10 protein-coding genes, 16 tRNA genes, 2 rRNA genes and 2 pseudogenes (1 of these 30 running past the window's edge) are annotated in these 18,571 nt (G+C 35.0%); 1 reads left to right on the top strand and 29 read right to left on the bottom strand.

What is annotated here, in order from left to right; translation table 11 throughout:
• Window positions 1-15: 15 nt before the first annotated feature.
• The 12 genes and pseudogenes from AC3EMB_RS02950 to AC3EMB_RS02895 form a co-directional block, all read right to left on the bottom strand.
• The gene (locus AC3EMB_RS02950) at window positions 16-3,090 is read right to left on the bottom strand and encodes an NEAT domain-containing protein (RefSeq protein WP_488517446.1); all 3,075 of its coding nucleotides are present in this window, start codon (window positions 3,088-3,090) and stop codon (window positions 16-18) included.
• 128 nt (window positions 3,091-3,218) lie between these two features.
• Window positions 3,219-4,394, bottom strand: a complete 1,176-nt coding sequence (gene yhbH / locus AC3EMB_RS02945) for a sporulation protein YhbH (protein WP_000503516.1) — start codon at window positions 4,392-4,394, stop codon at window positions 3,219-3,221.
• 452 nt (window positions 4,395-4,846) lie between these two features.
• The gene (locus AC3EMB_RS02940; protein ID WP_000353273.1) at window positions 4,847-6,742 is read right to left on the bottom strand and encodes a PrkA family serine protein kinase; all 1,896 of its coding nucleotides are present in this window, start codon (window positions 6,740-6,742) and stop codon (window positions 4,847-4,849) included.
• Between the two features lie 391 nt (window positions 6,743-7,133).
• Window positions 7,134-9,202: pseudogene (locus AC3EMB_RS02935) on the bottom strand (sensor domain-containing protein).
• A gap of 127 nt (window positions 9,203-9,329) precedes the next feature.
• Complete coding sequence (gene trmL, locus AC3EMB_RS02930) at window positions 9,330-9,818, bottom strand: tRNA (uridine(34)/cytosine(34)/5-carboxymethylaminomethyluridine(34)-2'-O)-methyltransferase TrmL (RefSeq protein WP_000538147.1); 489 nt, start codon at window positions 9,816-9,818, stop codon at window positions 9,330-9,332.
• 58 nt (window positions 9,819-9,876) lie between these two features.
• Window positions 9,877-10,764, bottom strand: a complete 888-nt coding sequence (locus tag AC3EMB_RS02925; RefSeq protein WP_098630224.1) for an amidase domain-containing protein — start codon at window positions 10,762-10,764, stop codon at window positions 9,877-9,879.
• A 44-nt stretch (window positions 10,765-10,808) separates the two neighbouring features.
• Complete coding sequence (gene queG / locus AC3EMB_RS02920; RefSeq protein WP_050842518.1) at window positions 10,809-11,951, bottom strand: tRNA epoxyqueuosine(34) reductase QueG; 1,143 nt, start codon at window positions 11,949-11,951, stop codon at window positions 10,809-10,811.
• A 202-nt stretch (window positions 11,952-12,153) separates the two neighbouring features.
• Window positions 12,154-12,227, bottom strand: a tRNA-Gly gene (locus tag AC3EMB_RS02915).
• 115 nt (window positions 12,228-12,342) lie between these two features.
• The gene (locus tag AC3EMB_RS02910) at window positions 12,343-12,993 is read right to left on the bottom strand and encodes a DsbA family protein (protein ID WP_000841308.1); all 651 of its coding nucleotides are present in this window, start codon (window positions 12,991-12,993) and stop codon (window positions 12,343-12,345) included.
• A 187-nt stretch (window positions 12,994-13,180) separates the two neighbouring features.
• Window positions 13,181-13,957: a transglycosylase domain-containing protein gene (locus AC3EMB_RS02905; protein ID WP_000664716.1), complete on the bottom strand. Its 777-nt coding sequence runs from the start codon at window positions 13,955-13,957 to the stop codon at window positions 13,181-13,183.
• Between the two features lie 483 nt (window positions 13,958-14,440).
• On the bottom strand, window positions 14,441-14,902 hold the full coding sequence (locus tag AC3EMB_RS02900; RefSeq protein ID WP_000400463.1) for an NUDIX hydrolase: 462 nt from the start codon (window positions 14,900-14,902) through the stop codon (window positions 14,441-14,443).
• Between the two features lie 148 nt (window positions 14,903-15,050).
• Complete coding sequence (locus AC3EMB_RS02895) at window positions 15,051-15,770, bottom strand: YebC/PmpR family DNA-binding transcriptional regulator (RefSeq protein ID WP_000532949.1); 720 nt, start codon at window positions 15,768-15,770, stop codon at window positions 15,051-15,053.
• 352 nt (window positions 15,771-16,122) lie between these two features.
• On the opposite strand from AC3EMB_RS02895, the pseudogene AC3EMB_RS02890 reads away from it, so the two are divergent.
• A pseudogene (locus AC3EMB_RS02890) lies at window positions 16,123-16,443 on the top strand (DUF3884 family protein).
• 160 nt (window positions 16,444-16,603) lie between these two features.
• On the opposite strand, the gene AC3EMB_RS02885 reads toward AC3EMB_RS02890, so the two are convergent.
• From AC3EMB_RS02885 to AC3EMB_RS02805, 17 genes are all read right to left on the bottom strand, one after another.
• Window positions 16,604-16,685 (bottom strand) — tRNA-Leu (locus tag AC3EMB_RS02885).
• A gap of 10 nt (window positions 16,686-16,695) precedes the next feature.
• Window positions 16,696-16,766 (bottom strand) — tRNA-Cys (locus AC3EMB_RS02880).
• Between the two features lie 14 nt (window positions 16,767-16,780).
• A tRNA-Gly gene (locus AC3EMB_RS02875) sits at window positions 16,781-16,855 on the bottom strand.
• Window positions 16,856-16,860: 5 nt separating this feature from the next.
• Window positions 16,861-16,935, bottom strand: a tRNA-Gln gene (locus AC3EMB_RS02870).
• 63 nt (window positions 16,936-16,998) lie between these two features.
• Window positions 16,999-17,074, bottom strand: a tRNA-His gene (locus tag AC3EMB_RS02865).
• Window positions 17,075-17,093: 19 nt separating this feature from the next.
• A tRNA-Trp gene (locus tag AC3EMB_RS02860) sits at window positions 17,094-17,167 on the bottom strand.
• A 7-nt stretch (window positions 17,168-17,174) separates the two neighbouring features.
• Window positions 17,175-17,258 (bottom strand) — tRNA-Tyr (locus AC3EMB_RS02855).
• Between the two features lie 10 nt (window positions 17,259-17,268).
• A tRNA-Thr gene (locus AC3EMB_RS02850) sits at window positions 17,269-17,344 on the bottom strand.
• Window positions 17,345-17,362: 18 nt separating this feature from the next.
• A tRNA-Phe gene (locus tag AC3EMB_RS02845) sits at window positions 17,363-17,438 on the bottom strand.
• 9 nt (window positions 17,439-17,447) lie between these two features.
• A tRNA-Asp gene (locus tag AC3EMB_RS02840) sits at window positions 17,448-17,523 on the bottom strand.
• A 3-nt stretch (window positions 17,524-17,526) separates the two neighbouring features.
• A tRNA-Met gene (locus tag AC3EMB_RS02835) sits at window positions 17,527-17,603 on the bottom strand.
• Between the two features lie 26 nt (window positions 17,604-17,629).
• A tRNA-Val gene (locus tag AC3EMB_RS02830) sits at window positions 17,630-17,705 on the bottom strand.
• 4 nt (window positions 17,706-17,709) lie between these two features.
• Window positions 17,710-17,784, bottom strand: a tRNA-Glu gene (locus AC3EMB_RS02825).
• 17 nt (window positions 17,785-17,801) lie between these two features.
• Window positions 17,802-17,893: transfer RNA gene (locus AC3EMB_RS02820), tRNA-Ser, on the bottom strand.
• Between the two features lie 2 nt (window positions 17,894-17,895).
• Window positions 17,896-17,970, bottom strand: a tRNA-Asn gene (locus AC3EMB_RS02815).
• A gap of 8 nt (window positions 17,971-17,978) precedes the next feature.
• Window positions 17,979-18,094 (bottom strand): 5S ribosomal RNA (rrf, locus tag AC3EMB_RS02810).
• A gap of 101 nt (window positions 18,095-18,195) precedes the next feature.
• A 23S ribosomal RNA gene (locus tag AC3EMB_RS02805) occupies window positions 18,196-18,571 on the bottom strand (it continues 2,546 nt past the right edge of the window).

The following is an 18,571-nucleotide window of genomic DNA, read 5'->3' as shown; positions in this document are numbered from 1 at the left end:
AAGATAAAACGTTTTTTATTTCTTAAATAATCTCTTTCTAAATACAAACATACTCAGTGCTGAAAGAACTAACGCTATGCCTGAAAGTAATGTTGATGTATTCTCTTGTCCACCTGTTGCTCCTAATGATTTCTTACTTTCTTCTTGCTTATTAACAGCTGGTTTATTTTCTTTCACAACTTGATTATTCACGTTTTGTTCTTGGACTACTGCTGATTGATTTACCGCGTCTTTTGAACCTTCAATTTCTTTTCCTGTTTCTTTTACCTCCGCTTTCGATCCTTCAACTCCTGTTGTTGGCTCGTCCACTTCCTCTTTCGCTTCTTCAACTTCTTTCGTTGGCTCTTTTACTTCCTCTTTTACTTCTTTTACCGGTTCTTTCACTTCTTCTTTTGTACCTTCAACTTCTTTTATCGGTTCTTTCACTTCTTCTTTTGTACCTTCAACTTCTTTTACCGGCTCTTTTTCTTCTTCTTTTGTTTCTTCAACTTCTTTTACCGGTTCTTTTACTTCTTCTTTTGCTTCTTCAACCTCTTTTATTGGCTCTTTTATTTCTTCTTTCGCTTCTTCAATTTCTTTTGTCGGCTCTTTTACTTCTTCTTTTGCTTCTTCAACTTCTTTCGTTGGTTCTTTTACTTCTTCTTTTGTTTCTTCAACTTCTTTCGTTGGTTCTTTTACTTCTTCTTTTGTTTCTTCAACTTCTTTCGTTGGTTCTTTTACCTCTTCAACTTCTTTTGTTGGCTCTTTCTCATCTTCTTTTCCCACTATATTCTGTATAACTGTTCCGTTAAATCTTATACTAATTTCATCAGAATCTAAATCAAATTTATACACCTTTTCACCTGGGGTACTCCATTTTATTACTCCGTTATTAAACGTCCCTCCCTCACTTACCAATTGAATATTTTCAATACTTTCTCCTTCTAAATCATATACAGGAACTTGAATTTCTTCGTTTATTTTTGCATCATTTAAAATGATATTTTGTCTTCCAACATCAATTGTAAACCACTGACCTAATTGTATTAACGGCCTTACATCACGAATCTCATTTCCAGCTAAATTTAAGCTAAATAAGTTTAGCATGGAACCAATAACCGTTACATCTTTAATATGATTGTCCGCAAGATTTAACCACTGTAAATTTTCCAATGAAGATAGTGGTGTTATATCTTCAATTTGATTATGAGATACATTCACATTATTCAATTGTTTCAAGTTTGAGATAAACTCAATATTTTTCAGGCCTACTCCTTCTAAAGTGAGTTTTTCTAAGTTCGTCATGTATTCTAAACCTGTTATATCTTTTACCTCATTTCCTTTTTCTTTAAGTATCTCTAATTTTTTAATCTGTAATAAATCTTCTTTTGTGATAGGAGCGTTTACATTCTCTCTACCTAAATTCTCTTTATTAATATGTTGTTGTAAAGTTTTATCGAGAATTACATTTTCCTTTTGTTCATTATTCTCTTTTATTGTTTCCTTGATTTCGTCTAATCTTTCAACAACATTTTGAATTACTGTTCCATTAAACTTAATACGATTCTCTTCTGGATTTATATCCAACATAAATTCATATGTTTTTTCACCGGTAGCCCCCCATTTAACAGAACCATTATTAACGATCCCACCTTCACTCTTCAATTGAATAGTATCAAGTGGCTCTCCTTGTAAATTATAGATAGGTATTTTAACTTCCTTATCTTTTTCTACATCATCTAAAAAAATTTTTTGTCTTTGAATATCGATATACATTCTTTTTCCTAGTTCTTGAACTGGTCTAACATCACGAATTTCATTTGAACCTAGTTTTAAATCATATAAACGTGTTAATTGACTAAGTGGCGTTATATCTGAAATATAGTTTTCTTCTAGATTTAATTTCTGTAACCCTGACAATTTTGATAATGGCGTAAGATCTACTAATTCATTTTTGGAAAGCCCTAATTCAATTAATTTATTCATTCCATTAATATGTTCAACATTACTCAATCCATTATTGCTTATTTCAAATGTCTTTAAATTCTTTAATTGGTGAACTCCTTCAAGACCTGCATTACTAATTTGATTATTTGCTACAGTCAAAGTCCTTAAAGATTTCACTGTAAATAATGGTTTAATATCTTTTATATAATTACTATTTAAATCTAGCATTTTAATCTTCTTCATTTGGCTTAATGGGCTTAAATCTGAGATTTTATTGTTTCTCAAAGTTAAAAACTCAATATGCTCTAACTTAGCCAAAGGTCCAATATCTTCAAGTTCACCATAGGTTATACTTAATGATTTCAATTGTCTCAAGTCCGAGATAAATTTTATATTTTTTAACTTAACTTCTTCCAACGTTAAGTTTTCTAAGTTCGTCATATATTCTAGACCACTTACGTCTTTTATTCCTTTACTTTTAGCTTCAACGACTATTAAGGATTTAACTTTTAATAAATCTTCCTTAGTTATTGGATTATCTAGATTCTCTCTATTCAAGTTATATTTATTAATATGCCTTTGTAATTGCTTATCTACTATTACATTCGCAACTTGTTGATCCACTTTATCCTCTTTATTTTCCTTTTGTGCTTCTGGAACATCTTTATCTAAATTCAATGTATTTACTTCAAACTGTACTTGGTACTTATTATCATAGGCCATTGTTGGAATATAAATATGCATTCGCATATTATACCTTTTTCCTAATTCCCCTACTTCAAACTGAATCACTTTCGTTCCATTTTTCTTTTTATCTTCTGATATTACTTTCACATCATGAAACACACCTGGAGTATGAATATCCTCAGTTTTCAAGTATTGAAAGAAATCACTATCACTTAATGTTGCTGTTACAATTTTCTTTCCATTCTCAATTGTTAATTTCGGATCCTTTATATAAACAGCTGCCATAGACTCTTCATTGGTTTTATCTTTATACGCTTTAATAACAGCGTCATATGTACCATCTTCTAAACCTTGTCCAGTTTTATTCGCCTCAATTGCTACTGCCGCTAAAGCAGGTGTCGAATACACAGCAAACGGAAGTGATAACGCCGCCGCTATAATCATTGCATTTATACGTTTTCTTTTATTTTGTTTCAACTTTACATCTCCTCTGAAATATATAATTCGAAATGTAATCATTTCTCGAATAAATGATAATGATTTTCATTATCATTGTCAACTAAAAAAATAAAAAGTTTACAAAAAAAGAACCTCTTTAAAAGAGGTTATGCCATTTTCTCACCTGATTCTTCTCTAAAAAAGCTTTTCATCGCATGAAATACGTCTGCTTTTTGCTTTAAAATATAGTATCTAAAGTTTTCATCTTTAATATTTTTATAGGCTGACATGAGTGTACTGTGGCGATTGTATTGGTTCACTTCCCCATATCCAAACATATTACATTTCTTCATTAATTCTTCCACAAGCTTTACACATCTAGCATTATCTGATGTTAAATTATCACCATCTGAAAAATGGAATGGATAAATATTATAGCGGTCTGGTGAATATTTATTATCGATTAGCTCGAGTGCTTTTTTGTATACGGAGGAGCAGATTGTTCCACCACTTTCTCCTTTTGAAAAGAATTCTTCTTCTGTAACGACTTTCGCTTCTGTATGATGAGCAATAAATTCAATATCAACTGTTTCATACTTTGTGCGTAAAAATCTTGTCATCCAGAAAAAGAAGCTACGTGCCATATACTTCTCCCACATTCCCATCGATCCACTCGTATCCATCATCGCTAAGACAACAGCCTTTGAATCTGGCTTTAATACTTCATTCCAAGTACGGAACTTTAAATCTTCTTGATGAATTGGATGGAAAGATGCTTTACCACGCATCGCATTTCGTTTATATGCGGATATCATTGTTCGTTTCTTATCGATATTTCCCCATAATCCTGTTTTTCTAATGTCATTAAATTCAACATGTTCAATCCGGTTTTCATCTATTTCTTTTCTCTTTAAATTAGGCAGCTCTAACTCTCTGAAAAACGCTTGCTCTAATTCTAAAATAGAGACTTCAGCTTCATAGTAATCTTCCCCAGCTGCATCTCCTGCTCCTTGCCCTTTTCCTGGCCCTTTTTGTTTTTGACCACCTGATCCATCTCTCGCAACGACATCACCAACTTTGCTGTCACCGTTTCCTTGCCCTACATGTTTATTTTTATCATAATTGTATCTAATCTTATATTCATCTAGAGAACGAATTGGTATTTTTACAACATCCTTGCCATTAGACATAACTATACTTTCTTCTGTTACAAGATCGGGTAAATTATTCTTAATTGCCTCTTGTACTTTTTCTTGATGGCGCTGTTGGTCGTCATATCCTTTGCGATGGAGGGACCAGTTTTCCTGTGAAATCGTATAATTTGGTTGATTTTCTTCGCCCATTCCTTTCCCTCCTTACTGTAATTGTCTTCCTGTATGAACAGCAAGCTACAAATTTTGTTCTGTAATGTGCAAGCTAGAATATTTGAAAGGTAACTGCCCATAGAAAATCATCCCATAAACATTTATAACGTTTTTCATACAATACCCCGAGCATCCTAAACAAAATTTTGCCACTCACATAATAGAAAGAAATATTCAGCCACTGATAAGAAAGAAACACAATGCATTGTTGCACACATTTTTACTTTGCAACATATTGTATTGTGTTGGCTTTTTTCGTATGAATGGTTGGTTACTCTATCATATGCATATTGTAAAAATAATTGACAATAAATTCATCAAATTGCATCTTAATTTATTACATTTGGACAAGGTATGACACTTTACACACATATGAACGGATAATAAAACGCTGTCCCGCAAAATACAAGAGACAGCGTTTTGTTATCAAACTATCGGTTTAACAAGCTACCTACATAGCGTAGTAATTCATTTGCTGAAGAAGAATTATAGCCATGCTCATCAATTAAACGCGCAACAACATCATTGATTTTCTTAAGCTGATTTTCGTCCGGTGTTTTCGTTGATGTTGTAATTTTCACTATATCTTTTAAATCAGCAAATAGTTTTTTCTGAATCGCTTCACGAAGACGTTCATGTGAATTATAATCAAAGCGTTTTCCTTTACGGGCATAAGCAGAAATGCGAATTAAAATCTCTTCACGGAATGCTTTCTTAGCATTTTCTGAAATTCCAATTTGCTCTTCAATTGAGCGCATTAATTTTTCATCTGGACTCATTTCTTCCCCTGTTAACGGATCACGTAATTTCGATTTATTGCAGTACGCCTCGACGTTATCTAAGTAATTATCCATAAGCGTCTTAGCTGATTCTTCATATGAATAAACAAACGCTTTTTGTACTTCTTTCTTCGCGATTTCATCGTATTCTTTTCTCGCTAATGAGATGAAATTCATATAACGTTCACGGTCTTCATTACTAATCGATGGATGCTGATCCAGCCCATCTTTTAAAGATCTAAGTACATCTAACGCGTTAATAGATGGTACCTCTTTTCGAATGATTGTAGACGAAATTCGGTTAATGACATAACGAGGATCAATACCCTTCATACCTTCATCTTGATATTCGCGTTGTAATTCTTCTACATCAATCGCATTATAACCTTCTACCGTTTCTCCATCATACAAACGCATCTTTTTAATTAAATCAATATCCGGACGCTTCGGATCTTTTAAACGAGTTAAAATAGTGAACATTGCTGCAACGCGAAGTGTATGTGGTGCAATGTGAACATTCGACACATCACTTTCACGAATCATTTTTTCATAAATATGTTCTTCTTCACTTACTCGTAAATTATAAGGAACTGGCATTACAATAATTCTTGAGTGTAATGCTTCATTTTTCTTATTTGCTATAAATGAGCGATACTCTGTTTCATTCGTATGCGCTACAATTAATTCATCTGCTGAAATAAGCGCAAATCTTCCCGCTTTGAAATTCCCTTCTTGCGTAAGCGATAATAAGTGCCATAAAAACTTCTCATCGCATTTTAACATCTCTTGGAACTCCATCATTCCTCGGTTTGCCTTATTTAATTCTCCATCAAATCGATACGCACGCGGATCTGATTCTGAACCATATTCTGCAATCGTAGAAAAGTCCAGACTACCTGTTAAATCTGCAATATCCTGTGATTTTGGATCAGACGGGCTAAATGTACCAATCCCTGTACGGCGATCTTCAGAGAAGAAAATACGCTCTACAACTACATCCTCAATTCTTGATCCGTATTCTTGCTCTAAACGCATGACATTTAGTGGTGATAAATTCCCTTCAATTCTAACTCCATACTCATCAAAGAAATCATCTCGTAAATGATGTGGAATTAAATGCAGTGGATCCTCATGCATTGGGCATCCTTTAATTGCAAAAATTGCTCCGCGATCTGTTCTTGAATATGTTTCTAATCCTCGTTTCAACATCGTAACTAACGTTGATTTCCCTCCACTAACAGGACCCATTAATAATAAAATTCTTTTTCTAACATCTAATCGTTTTGCAGATGGATGAAAATATTCCTCTACAAGACGTTCTAGAGCATCCTCTAATCCAAAGAGCTGATTACTAAAGAAGTTATACTTTCTTCTACCATCAACTTCTTCAATTCCGGCATCTTTTATCATATTGTAAATGCGAGAGTGTGCTGTTTGAGCCACCCATGGTCTTTCTTTCACAAGCTCCAAATACTCCGCAAACGTACCTTCCCATTGTAAACGTTCTTCTGCTGCTCGATGCTGTTCAATCTTTTTTAGAATATCCATTATAGCTCCTCCCCCATCTCCTTGTTCAATCGGATTATTATAAAAGGTATGCTAGGATGTCCTTAAACATTCTTTAAATCAAAACGAAATATATAATAGCACGCTAAAATTCTCTCCAAAATTCAAAGAAAATTCTGTATAATATAGGTATTAACGTTTTTACACTGCTATTCATTATAAATAAATTCTTTTCTTCTAAGAACCTTACATACATTTTGGGTAATAAATAAAACTCGTGAACCGAAAAAAGTAAGGAGGATATTAGTATGAAATTATTATTAATTTTAGGTGTATCACTCACATTTCTTACAGCTATTTTTACATCCGGTTACAATGACAAACCAGGTACACATAAAAAATGATGTGCTTTTAGCACATCATTTTTTATGCATTATTTATAATACATATTTTCCATATCATATTTGGATAGTGGTCGGCTATAATAATAACCTTGTACAAGCTTCACATTCTTTTCTTTCAAAAACTGTATTTGCTCCTTTTTTCTACTCCCTCTGCAATTACATTCAATTCTAAAGTATGAGCTAAATGAATAATTGCAGCTGTAATATTCGTATCACGTTCATCTATATGTATACCTTCCATAAAAGAACGATCAATTTTTAAAGTATCAATTGGATATGTTTTTAAGTAACTTAAAGATGAATAGCCTGTTCCAAAATCATCTAAATGAATCTTTAAATTTTGTTCTTTTAATTGTAGTAACACTCTCTTCGATATATCTTTATGTATAAGAGCTCCTTCTGTAACCTCTATCGCTAATAAATGAGCTGGTACATTGTACTTATTTAAAGCCCGTGTAATCATCTCTATTAATGTAATAGAGCGAAAGTGTCTAGCTGAAATATTAACTGCGATTGGGACCACTTCATATCCTTTATTTAACCATTCGCGCAGTTGCTGACACACTTGATTTACTACCCATTCATCGAGCTTAATAATAAATCCTGTTCTTTCTGCCAACGGAATAAATTGGTTTGGAGAAACAAATCCTAATTCCTTATTCTCCCACCTTATTAAAGCTTCCATACTAGCTATTTTTTTCGTCTCAATATTAATTTGTGGCTGATAATATAAGAAAAATTCATTTTTTTCTATAGCACGATGTAACTGGTTTTCTATTATAAACCTTTGTTCACGCTCACAGTCTAATCCACTACAATAAAAATGATAATGTCCTTTTCCTTTTTCTTTTGCTTTTTCTAAAGCAGCATCGACCCTCTGAAATAGTATTTTTTCATCTTCTCCATCTGCTGGAGCCATTACAATTCCAATTGACGCACTTAAATATACATCTTCTTCTTCGATTACAAAATATTCACTAATATTTTTCAGTATGCTTTTTGCAACTTCCTCTACACATTCTTTCGTTATATTTTCTATTAACATAACAAATTGATCATCGTGTTCTCTAAATAAGTGCATACCTTCTATTTTTAGATTGCTTAAACATTCTGTAACTTTTTGTAATACTTTATCTCCCTCTTTATGACCAAATGTATCATTAATACGATGAAACTCATCTAAATCTATAAATACAAGCGCAAAATTTATACTCTCATTTAAAAAAGTATTTAACTTATTTGCACATGAAATTCTATTCATTAATCCCGTTAACTGGTCATAGTAAGCTAAATATTCTGTTCGCATTTCGTTTAATACTTGCCTTGTAACATCTCTCGTAACAATATACACTCCAACAATTTCACCGTTCACAATAATCGGGATAGTTCTCAAAGAAATATATAGCTCGTACCCTTCTTTATGAACATATTTCTTTGAAACAATTTGTTTTGCTTTTCCTTGCATCGATCCCTTAAATATAATTTGAAAATCTTTTTCATATTCTTTATTAATAAATTCAAAAATAAATTTATTATTTAATTCCTCATACCGGTATCCAAATATTTCATACGTTGCCGGGTTTGCATATGTAACTCTCCCTATAGAATCTATAGATATAATTGAGTCATTATTATATTCCAGTAACGACTTAAATAACATTTGTTTTTCCTCTATCTCTGTCTTCTCCTCAATTTGAGCTGTAATATCTCTTGTAATACAAATAACAAATTGACATATTCCTTCTTCATCGCAGACAGGATTAAGTGAAGATTCATAATGTATCTCACCTTTTGGTAATTTGACTACATCACAAAAAGTGTGTGCTTTTGCTTCTCTCACTACTTTTTCATATTGCCTTTGCAATATCCCCGCTATATCTTTTGGTAATACTTCTGCAAAAGTTTTTCCATAGCACTCTTCGCTTAACCTAGCATAATCCATTCCTATTTTATTCACATACATATATTTAAACGTTTCATCATCAATAACTTTCAATATAAATACTAAATCTTGAATAGCATGTAATAACCCTTGTCTAATTAAATCCATATCTATCATACTTAAAAAGGTATTTTGATTACTATATTCTTCCTTCATATTTATCTCAACCCGTCTTATCTATTTTTAATCATATATCCCATTCTATATGATTATGTCCTCTCTTTTAAACGTATGATCACATATTATTTTTATTTTATAAAAAAAAGTCGCCATATGGCGACTTTTAATAAACGATTTCTAAATCTAATCCAGGATAATTTTGTTGACGGAATGCTTCATAAATTAAAATTGCTGCTGTATTAGATAAATTTAATGAACGTACTTTATCTGTCATTGGAATACGTAAACAATGATCAAAGTTTTCTTCGATTACATTAGCTGGTAAGCCGTTTGTTTCTCTTCCAAATACAAAATAGTAATCCTTCTCGCGCTTGCTATAGTCAAACGCTGTATGAGCTTTCTCGCCATACTTCGTTAAATAGAAGAATTCACCATCTTTATTTTTTTCATAAAATTCTTCAATTGAATCATAATACGTAATTTTCACGTGCTGCCAATAATCTAATCCGGCACGCTTTAACATTTTATCATCCGTTGAAAATCCAAGCGGTCTAATCAAATGTAATTCTGTTCCAGTTGCTGCACAAGTACGAGCAATATTTCCTGTATTTGCTGGAATTTCTGGCTGATATAAAACAACATGTACTCCCACGCGATATTCACCTCTGTTTTTTGTCTACTACGTATTATACCACTTGAGCGAAAAATCTCTACCCATTAATAATATGAAAGAATTTATATTTCATTTGTGGTGTATATTTACTAGAGTCTTCATAGTTCCAATAACGTCGACGACTATTCGCTGAATGTGCATTTACAAGCGGCATACCATCTGCATCTTTTGCTACTACAATCGTCGTATGATTCCATCTTCCGTCATCCTCGAAATCATAAGCAATAACATCTCCAAGAATAAGTTCTTCTGGCCTCTCTACCGCCTCTGCTCGAAGTCCTGTTGTAGCACCTGACAAATACCAATAAAAAGAATGTGCAACAGCCCAGCTCCAACTCCACTGATTCTCCCTTTGCCACCATCCTTTACGAATATTAGGATATCCGTTCATAGGTACTTCTCCAGTATGAAGACATTGAGAAATGAAATTCGTGCAATTATCAGGGAAATTACGATACATAGGATTTCGGTCATCCCACCAACGCTCTGCATATTTCACTGCCTCTAAACGATTATATTGATAAGAACCGTACTTCTCTTTCGTAATTTCCCTTTCTAATGTCTCAACCATTCTAATTTCTTCTGACACTTCAATATCATAATCGCCTATAATCCGACTATTATTTAAACAAACTCTTCGTTTTAATTGTTCCTCTTCAATATAAAATAATTCTTTATGCTTAATTAAATATTTAAAATGTATTTGATAATCAATTTCTTGATGGTCATTACTATTTAATTGCCTAATGAAAGAAACATCCGCAGTTGCTTTCACTATATGTGCACTACGCCTTTGAAACAATTGTTTCTTTCTCTGTGCCATTTGTAGTAAATCCTCAGCAATACCATCCACGTCTGTTCGTTTCTCTGTGATATATGCTAAAAACTGTTGTACTTGCTTTTCAATATTCATTTTTACAGCCATTTCGTTTCCCTCCCATATTACAATATGAAAAAGGGAAATATTATCTACTCTTTTTTCTGTGCTAACAATTCAAGCCCGCGATCCATTTCATGAAGCACTTCTTCATCTTTCTCACGTTCCATCGCTTTCTCAATCGCTTCGCCTACTCCATCTCCCCCAATTTTCCCAAGTGCCCATGCTGCCGTTCCGCGCAATACCGGTCTTGGGTCATCTTTCATAACACCAATTAAATCAGGAATTGCCGATGCTTCTTTAAAATGTGCTAATGCTAAAATCGCATTTCTTTGCAGTGGCTTTTTCCCTCTCCATGACCCTGACATAATCCCATATTTCTCTTTAAAATCACGATTACTAATTGTTAAAAGTGGCGTTAATAATGGTTTAACTAGCTCAGGATCCGGCTCCATCTCAGGATGATTATGAAAATCCATTCCTTTATTTTTCGGACAAACAGTCTGACACGTATCACATCCATATATACGATTTCCTATTTTATCGCGATATTCTTCAGGTAGGAATCCTTTCGTCTGTGTTAAAAACGCAATGCACTTCTTCGAATCTAACTGTCCCCCCTGTATTAAAGCACCTGTAGGACAAATATCGATACATTTCGTACAGCCCCCGCATTGATCTTCTATCGGCTTATCTGGCGGGAATGGAACATTTGTAATCATTTCCCCTAAGTATACGTAAGAACCAAATTCAGGTGTAATAATAGCACAGTTTTTCCCACTCCAGCCAATGCCTGCACGCTCTGATACAGCTCGATCACTTAATTCACCTGTATCAACCATGGACTTCACTTCTATATCTGGAAGTTTTTCAATTAAATATGCTTCTAATTTTTGCAAACGATCTCGTAAAACAAGATGATAATCTTGTCCCCAAGAAGCACGGCAAAAAATTCCACGGCGTTCTCCACGCTTACTTAATGGTGCATTTTTTAATTTTGAAGGATATGCTAAAGCAATCGCAATAATTGATTTAGCACCCGGTAATAAAAGTTGCGGATTCGTTCTCTTCTCTATATCAGGCTCTTCAAATCCAGATTGATAATTTAATTGTTGTTGCTGGATTAAGCGCTGCTTTAATTCCTCAAAAGGAGAAGCACTTGCAAAGCCTATTTTATCTATGCCAATTGTTTTACTATACGCAATTACATCTTGCTTTAATTGTTCAAAATCCACTCTTAATCGCCTCCTCAGATGAATCCATCATCCCTTATGTAACGACTTTATTGGTTAGTAATTCACTTTTGGAATACTATTATTTACTTCTATTTTCGCATGTAATTATATTTTTCAAACATTAAAAAACGCAATGCCTCGTTTATCTCGGAAACGAAACACTGCGTTGATCACAATTTATAGAAAAACATTTAATAAAATTTGGAGCGGGTGAAGAGAATCGAACTCTCGACCAGAGCTTGGAAGGCTCTTGTTTTACCACTAAACTACACCCGCAAATATGAATTACATATAAGATATTAGAATAACTTATGTAAAGTAGTATAGCATGTTAAAAAAATAGAGGCAAGAATTTTATCGAAAAAAGTCGAAAAAGTGATGAGAGACCTCATCACTTTTTCAATTCTTTATCAATGGCCTTCTTCATACTATCGAAATCAGGGTTTGCAAGATTTCCGTTTACATATACTGAAGGAGCACCTTGAACTTTTAATTTTTGAGCACGATCTGAATCTTTACGTACTTTTTCTGTAATTTCTTTACTGTGTAAATCTTTCTTAAATTGCTCTACATCAACTTTTGGAAGTTTCTCTTTCACAATGCTAAGAAGCAAATCTTCTGTAATCCATTCTTCCGTATCTTTCTTTTGATTTTGATAAATCTCATCATAGAAAATCCAGAATGAATCTTTATCTTGTTTATAAATTGCTTCACCAGCTGCTGCACCTAAATCCGAGTCTTTTCCGATAAATGGGAAGTTAATAAAATATAACTGCACTTTGCCTTTATCAATATACTCTTCTTTTAATCGAGGTAATACTGTTACATCCCAAGTACGACAAGCAGGACATTTAAAGTCTCCAAATTCAACTACCTTAACTGGAGCATCATCTTTCCCTAAAGATTGTTGCGTAGAATAAGCAAACATCTCATTTCCTTTATCTTTTTTGTCATTTATGATGCTATACGCAATTGTTCCAATTACAATCAATACTGCGATAGAAAAAACTATACCAAGAGCCATGAGTTTATTTGATTTCATATACATTCCTCTTTAATTTCATATTCTGTATACAGCATTGTACACAATACACATAATATCAACACTTATATACGTCACGCAATGAACACGCTCACATAAATTACAAAAACACAATAATTGTGACGATATTGTGTCACAATTTGTCACAATTTATTCAAAAAAAGAAGCTCCTCTTTAGGAACTTCTCTTAACTTACTGCTTTTTTACGCGCACTATTTAACATCGACTGCTCTATTTTTATATCATGACGAATTACTAATTTCTCACTAACTGCTTGAACATACTCATCATGGCTTATATAGCCTTCTTTCTCCATTAGTCTCAAAACGACATTTCGTCTCTCTACTGCTTTATCATAATTTTGGGCAGGTGAGTAATAAGCAGGTGCTTTTACTACAGCAGCCATCATTGCACTTTCAGCCAACGTTAATTGGTTCACCTTTTTACCGAAGTAAAGGTTTGCTGCTTTTTCAATTCCCCATGCTCCTTCACCATAATAAATGTTACTTACATATAATTTTAAAATTTCATCCTTCGTAAATGTGCGTTCAATTTTTTTCGTATAAAAAATCTCTTTCCACTTACGAGAAAATGTACGCTCATTCGTTAAAAAAGCATTTTTAGATAGCTGCTGTGTAATCGTGCTTCCTCCTTGCACGACACCACCAGCCTTTATATTCTCAACAGAGGCCCTAATAATTGCTATATAATCTAAACCGTTATGATGATAAAATCTTTTATCTTCTGTCGCAATAAATGCATGTGTTAATGATTCTGGCACCTCTAAATTAGCCGGTACATGTAATTTACTAATGTCACTTTTCTCAATCATTACATTTCCAATGAATAATAACGTACAACTTAACAATAATAATAATATAATGGCTTTATAAAAAAGTTTAGTCATTGGATTTAATGCAACTTTTTGATGATAGTTCACCCTAGATAATACTCGTTCTTTCATCTTGAACACCTCTTTTCCACACAGCATATAACTCTTACTTTAAGAATACATTGTTGTAAAAAAATATCCCATCGATTTCTCTTACACGTACCTTACATCATTGTAAGGTATAAAGTGAAACTTTAATCAGCCCTCACCAATCACGTTCCCGGCAAATAGCGGGGTAAAAAAGTATTGTATCACAGACCTTTTTTATCTACTATTCATCTGAAATATTGAATATAGATTATATTCAATCACGAATAACCAATAACAGAGTAAGCCTTAAGGCTATTATATTTTCACTTTACACTTTAATTATATCATCTACAAATATATATACTTTTGACTATCTAGTAATCTTAATGTATATAACATATATATTATAAAGAACAAACGTTCTATAAATCAATACTAACACTATTATTATTTTGACCTTTTTCTTAAACAGTATACAAAAAAGAGTAGTGATTTGAATGTATCTCAAATCAGCTACTCTTTTCTTTACAATCTTCCTATTAAATTATATGGCTGTACTTCCCACGTTTCATATGGAATACAATGTGTTGCTCTCATTGCATCAAGTGTTCTGGATTTCATATGAGGACGCGTTATATACTCATCTATGTTCTCTTCATTTAAATCAACAAATTTAGCCTCTTGTATTTCTTCAGGTTGAATTTTTATTTCGCCACTCACATATGCTACTTTAAAAACAACAGCTAGAATGTGCATAGAGGCATTATAATAAACCCCGGTAATTCCGATAGGCTTCACCGTTAACCCTGTTTCCTCTTTTATTTCCCTACAGACAGCTTGATCGAGTGCTTCTCCTTCTTCTACCTGTCCTCCTGGCATTTCCCACGTATCAGCTCGCCAGTGTACCTTTGTTAATAACACTTCATTTTTCTCATTTGTTAAATAACCTGCTACGGCAACTATATGCTTTGGTGTCTTATGTTCCATACTGAGCCTCCTAGAAATAATGGTTATTTCATATATCCCTATAAGCATATTCCCTATCTACACCAAAATACCTTTAATAATTCATCACCTTAATTAACTTCATAAAAAAAAGCCCCTATTCGTTAAGCGAACAGGGGCTTTCATCGTATTACTCTCCTAAGTCTACGTTGTGGTAAACTTGTTGTACATCTTCTAAATCTTCTAATGCATCCACCATTTTCTCAAATTGTACTTGAGCATCTTCAGGAAGTGTAACATCACTTTGTGCAAGCATTGTTAATTCTGCAACTGTAAATTCTTCAACACCAGCACCTTTAAGTGCAGATTGTACTGAATGGAATTGATCTGGTTCAGCATACACGATAACAGCATCTTCTTCTTCTAGAATGTCACGTGCATCTACATCTGCTTCCATTAAAATTTCAAGAACTTCATCTGATGTTTTACCTTCAAGGCCGATAACAGCTGTCGCATCAAACATGTAAGCTACAGAACCGTTTACACCCATGTTACCACTGTTTTTGCTAAATGCAGCTCGTACATCTGCTGCAGTACGGTTTACGTTATTTGTAAGTGTATCTACAATAACCATAGCTCCATTTGGTCCAAATCCTTCATAACGAAGCTCGTCATAATTTTCCTCTGAACCGCCTTTTGCTTTTTCAACTGCACGATCAATAATTGTTCTTGGTACATTGTATGTTTTCGCACGTTCTAATACGACTCTAAGCGCTTGGTTTGATTCTGGATCTGGCTCGCCTTGTTTTGCCGCCACATAAATTTCACGTCCAAATTTCGCGTATATACGGCTTGTATTTGCATCTTTTGATGCTTTTTTGTCTTTAATATTGTTCCATTTACGGCCCATACTTTCCACTCTCTTTCTCGTTTTAAATCTACATAAAAATATTAATATGAAATATAATGTGTGTTCAACACATTTTTAAAAGAAATATAAAAAGTTCATTTTTGATTCATATTACAGACATAATATAAATCACTATCATTTTGTTCTTTCGACAAGTTATATTATACATGAATTCCTAAGTTTATTACGAATTTTAGCATCACATAATATAATTTAACAAAAAAGACTCTAACATTTCTGTTAGAGTCTTTTTATATTGCCAATACCTATTTCCATAATATTCCTATAATTACTTTCTATTGTTGTATAATAAAAATAGGAAAAAATTTGAAGAAAAGATGAAGGGAGAATTATGACACATTCAAACGAAAAAAACACACATACTCTTAAAGGAATAGGAGAGAAGTTAAACCCAACTATCTATCAAGTAAGATTCATGAAATAAGATGAACCAATCCAATTTGAGGCGTTTCCTGAATTGAAGGAATTAGGGGACTGGTTAAGTACTTCAACGCAAATGTGGGCGTGCCACTCAACAATGTATAAGTACAACAGAGAAGAGTTTAAAAAGAAGTTTTTAGAAATTACAAACTTAACCGTTGATAATGTACTAATATCTACTGGTGGTGTCGGATTTAACTTCATGTCACCAGGGTGGAGAAATTCTCTCTAAATACCGCAATTAAAAGGATAAAATTGAATGTTTGTTTTTATCCTTTTAATGTTTCGCAGTTTACTCACCGTACACTTTTTGTGCTTATTTTGTCATGTAATGAAAAGAAAACAAAAAAAACTCTATACTAATTGTATAGAGTTTTTTACGACGTTCATGATACCGATGGTCGGGGTCGAACCGACACTCCCGAAGGAACACGATTTTGAGTCGTGCGCGTCTGCCAATTCCGCCACATCGGCACAAAAGAAAAGGCGGCAACCGGATTTGAACCGGTGATAAAGGTTTTGCAGACCTCTGCCTTACCACTTGGCTATGCCGCCATATTAAATTTTATTGGAGCGGAAGACGGGATTCGAACCCGCGACCCCAACCTTGGCAAGGTTGTATTCTACCACTGAACTACTTCCGCAAAAATGGCTGGGCTAGCTGGATTCGAACCAGCGCATGACGGAGTCAAAGTCCGTTGCCTTACCGCTTGGCTATAGCCCATCGAATTCTTACTTAATTATATGTAAGTATCAATTAAATTATTTGTAATTTTTAAAATAAAAATGGGGCGACTGATGGGAATCGAACCCACGAATGCCGGAGCCACAATCCGGTGCGTTAACCACTTCGCCACAACCGCCATGTTGTGTAAATATATTTGGCAGGGGCAGTAGGAATCGAACCCACACTGGAGGTTTTGGAGACCTCAGTTCTACCTTTAAACTATGCCCCTATGTAAATGGTGGAGGGGGGCAGATTCGAACTGCCGAACCCGAAGGAGCGGATTTACAGTCCGCCGCGTTTAGCCACTTCGCTACCCCTCCGAAACTTACATGGTGCCGGCTAGAGGACTTGAACCCCCAACCTACTGATTACAAGTCAGTTGCTCTACCAATTGAGCTAAGCCGGCGTATTTTATTGAAATAAATGGTGGCTCGGGACGGAATCGAACCGCCGACACGAGGATTTTCAGTCCTCTGCTCTACCGACTGAGCTACCGAGCCTTATTAAAATGGCGGTCCCGACCGGGGTCGAACCGGCGATCTCCTGCGTGACAGGCAGGCATGTTAACCACTACACCACGGGACCATTTGGTTGCGGGGACAGGATTTGAACCTGCGACCTTCGGGTTATGAGCCCGACGAGCTACCGTGCTGCTCCACCCCGCGATAATACTATTCATATAAAATTTATATGGTGGAGGATGACGGGATCGAACCGCCGACCCCCTGCTTGTAAGGCAGGTGCTCTCCCAGCTGAGCTAATCCTCCAAAGTGGTGACCCGTACGGGATTCGAACCCGTGTTACCGCCGTGAAAGGGCGGTGTCTTAACCACTTGACCAACGGGCCAAATATTATAAATCCTATGGCGGAGAGCAAGGGATTCGAACCCTTGATACGCTTGTGACGTATACACGATTTCCAATCGTGCTCCTTCGGCCAACTCGGACAGCTCTCCAATGGCTCCGCAGGTAGGAATCGAACCTACGACCGATCGGTTAACAGCCGATAGCTCTACCGCTGAGCTACTGCGGAATAATATTGCCTGGCAACGTCCTACTCTCACAGGGACAAGGTCCCAACTACCATCGGCGCTAGAGAGCTTAACTTCCGTGTTCGGTATGGGAACGGGTGTGACCTCTCTGCCATCATTACCAGACATTATTCTTTTGAGACAATCATTATTATAACTTATTTACTTTAAAAGTCAACAAGTTTTTTATATTCTCTCAAAACTAGATAACATTTGCTACATATTATATGGTTAAGTCCTCGATCTATTAGTATTCGTCAGCTCCACATGTCACCATGCTTCCACCTCGAACCTATCAACCTGATCATCTTTCAGGGATCTTACTAGCTTACGCTATGGGAAATCTCATCTTGAGGGGGGCTTCATGCTTAGATGCTTTCAGCACTTATCCCTTCCGCACATAGCTACCCAGCTATGCCCTTGGCAGAACAACTGGTACACCAGCGGTGCGTCCATCCCGGTCCTCTCGTACTAAGGACAGCTCCTCTCAAATTTCCTACGCCCACGACGGATAGGGACCGAACTGTCTCACGACGTTCTGAACCCAGCTCGCGTACCGCTTTAATGGGCGAACAGCCCAACCCTTGGGACCGACTACAGCCC

The organism is Bacillus sp. LQ16, assembly GCF_057784645.1.
Note: the sequence above shows the minus strand (reverse complement) of the source record. Positions and strands in the feature narration are given on the sequence as shown.

Excerpts from the sequence above, each read along its gene's own strand:
- yhbH (WP_000503516.1), bottom strand. The coding sequence starts at position 4,394 with ATGGGCGAAGAAAATCAACCAAATTATACGATTTCACAGGAAAACTGG.
- AC3EMB_RS02940 (WP_000353273.1), bottom strand. The coding sequence starts at position 6,742 with ATGGATATTCTAAAAAAGATTGAACAGCATCGAGCAGCAGAAGAACGT.
- AC3EMB_RS02925 (WP_098630224.1), bottom strand. The coding sequence starts at position 10,764 with ATGGCTGTAAAAATGAATATTGAAAAGCAAGTACAACAGTTTTTAGCA.
- AC3EMB_RS02910 (WP_000841308.1), bottom strand. The coding sequence starts at position 12,993 with ATGAAATCAAATAAACTCATGGCTCTTGGTATAGTTTTTTCTATCGCA.
- AC3EMB_RS02905 (WP_000664716.1), bottom strand. The coding sequence starts at position 13,957 with ATGAAAGAACGAGTATTATCTAGGGTGAACTATCATCAAAAAGTTGCA.
- AC3EMB_RS02900 (WP_000400463.1), bottom strand. The coding sequence starts at position 14,902 with ATGGAACATAAGACACCAAAGCATATAGTTGCCGTAGCAGGTTATTTA.
- AC3EMB_RS02895 (WP_000532949.1), bottom strand. The coding sequence starts at position 15,770 with ATGGGCCGTAAATGGAACAATATTAAAGACAAAAAAGCATCAAAAGAT.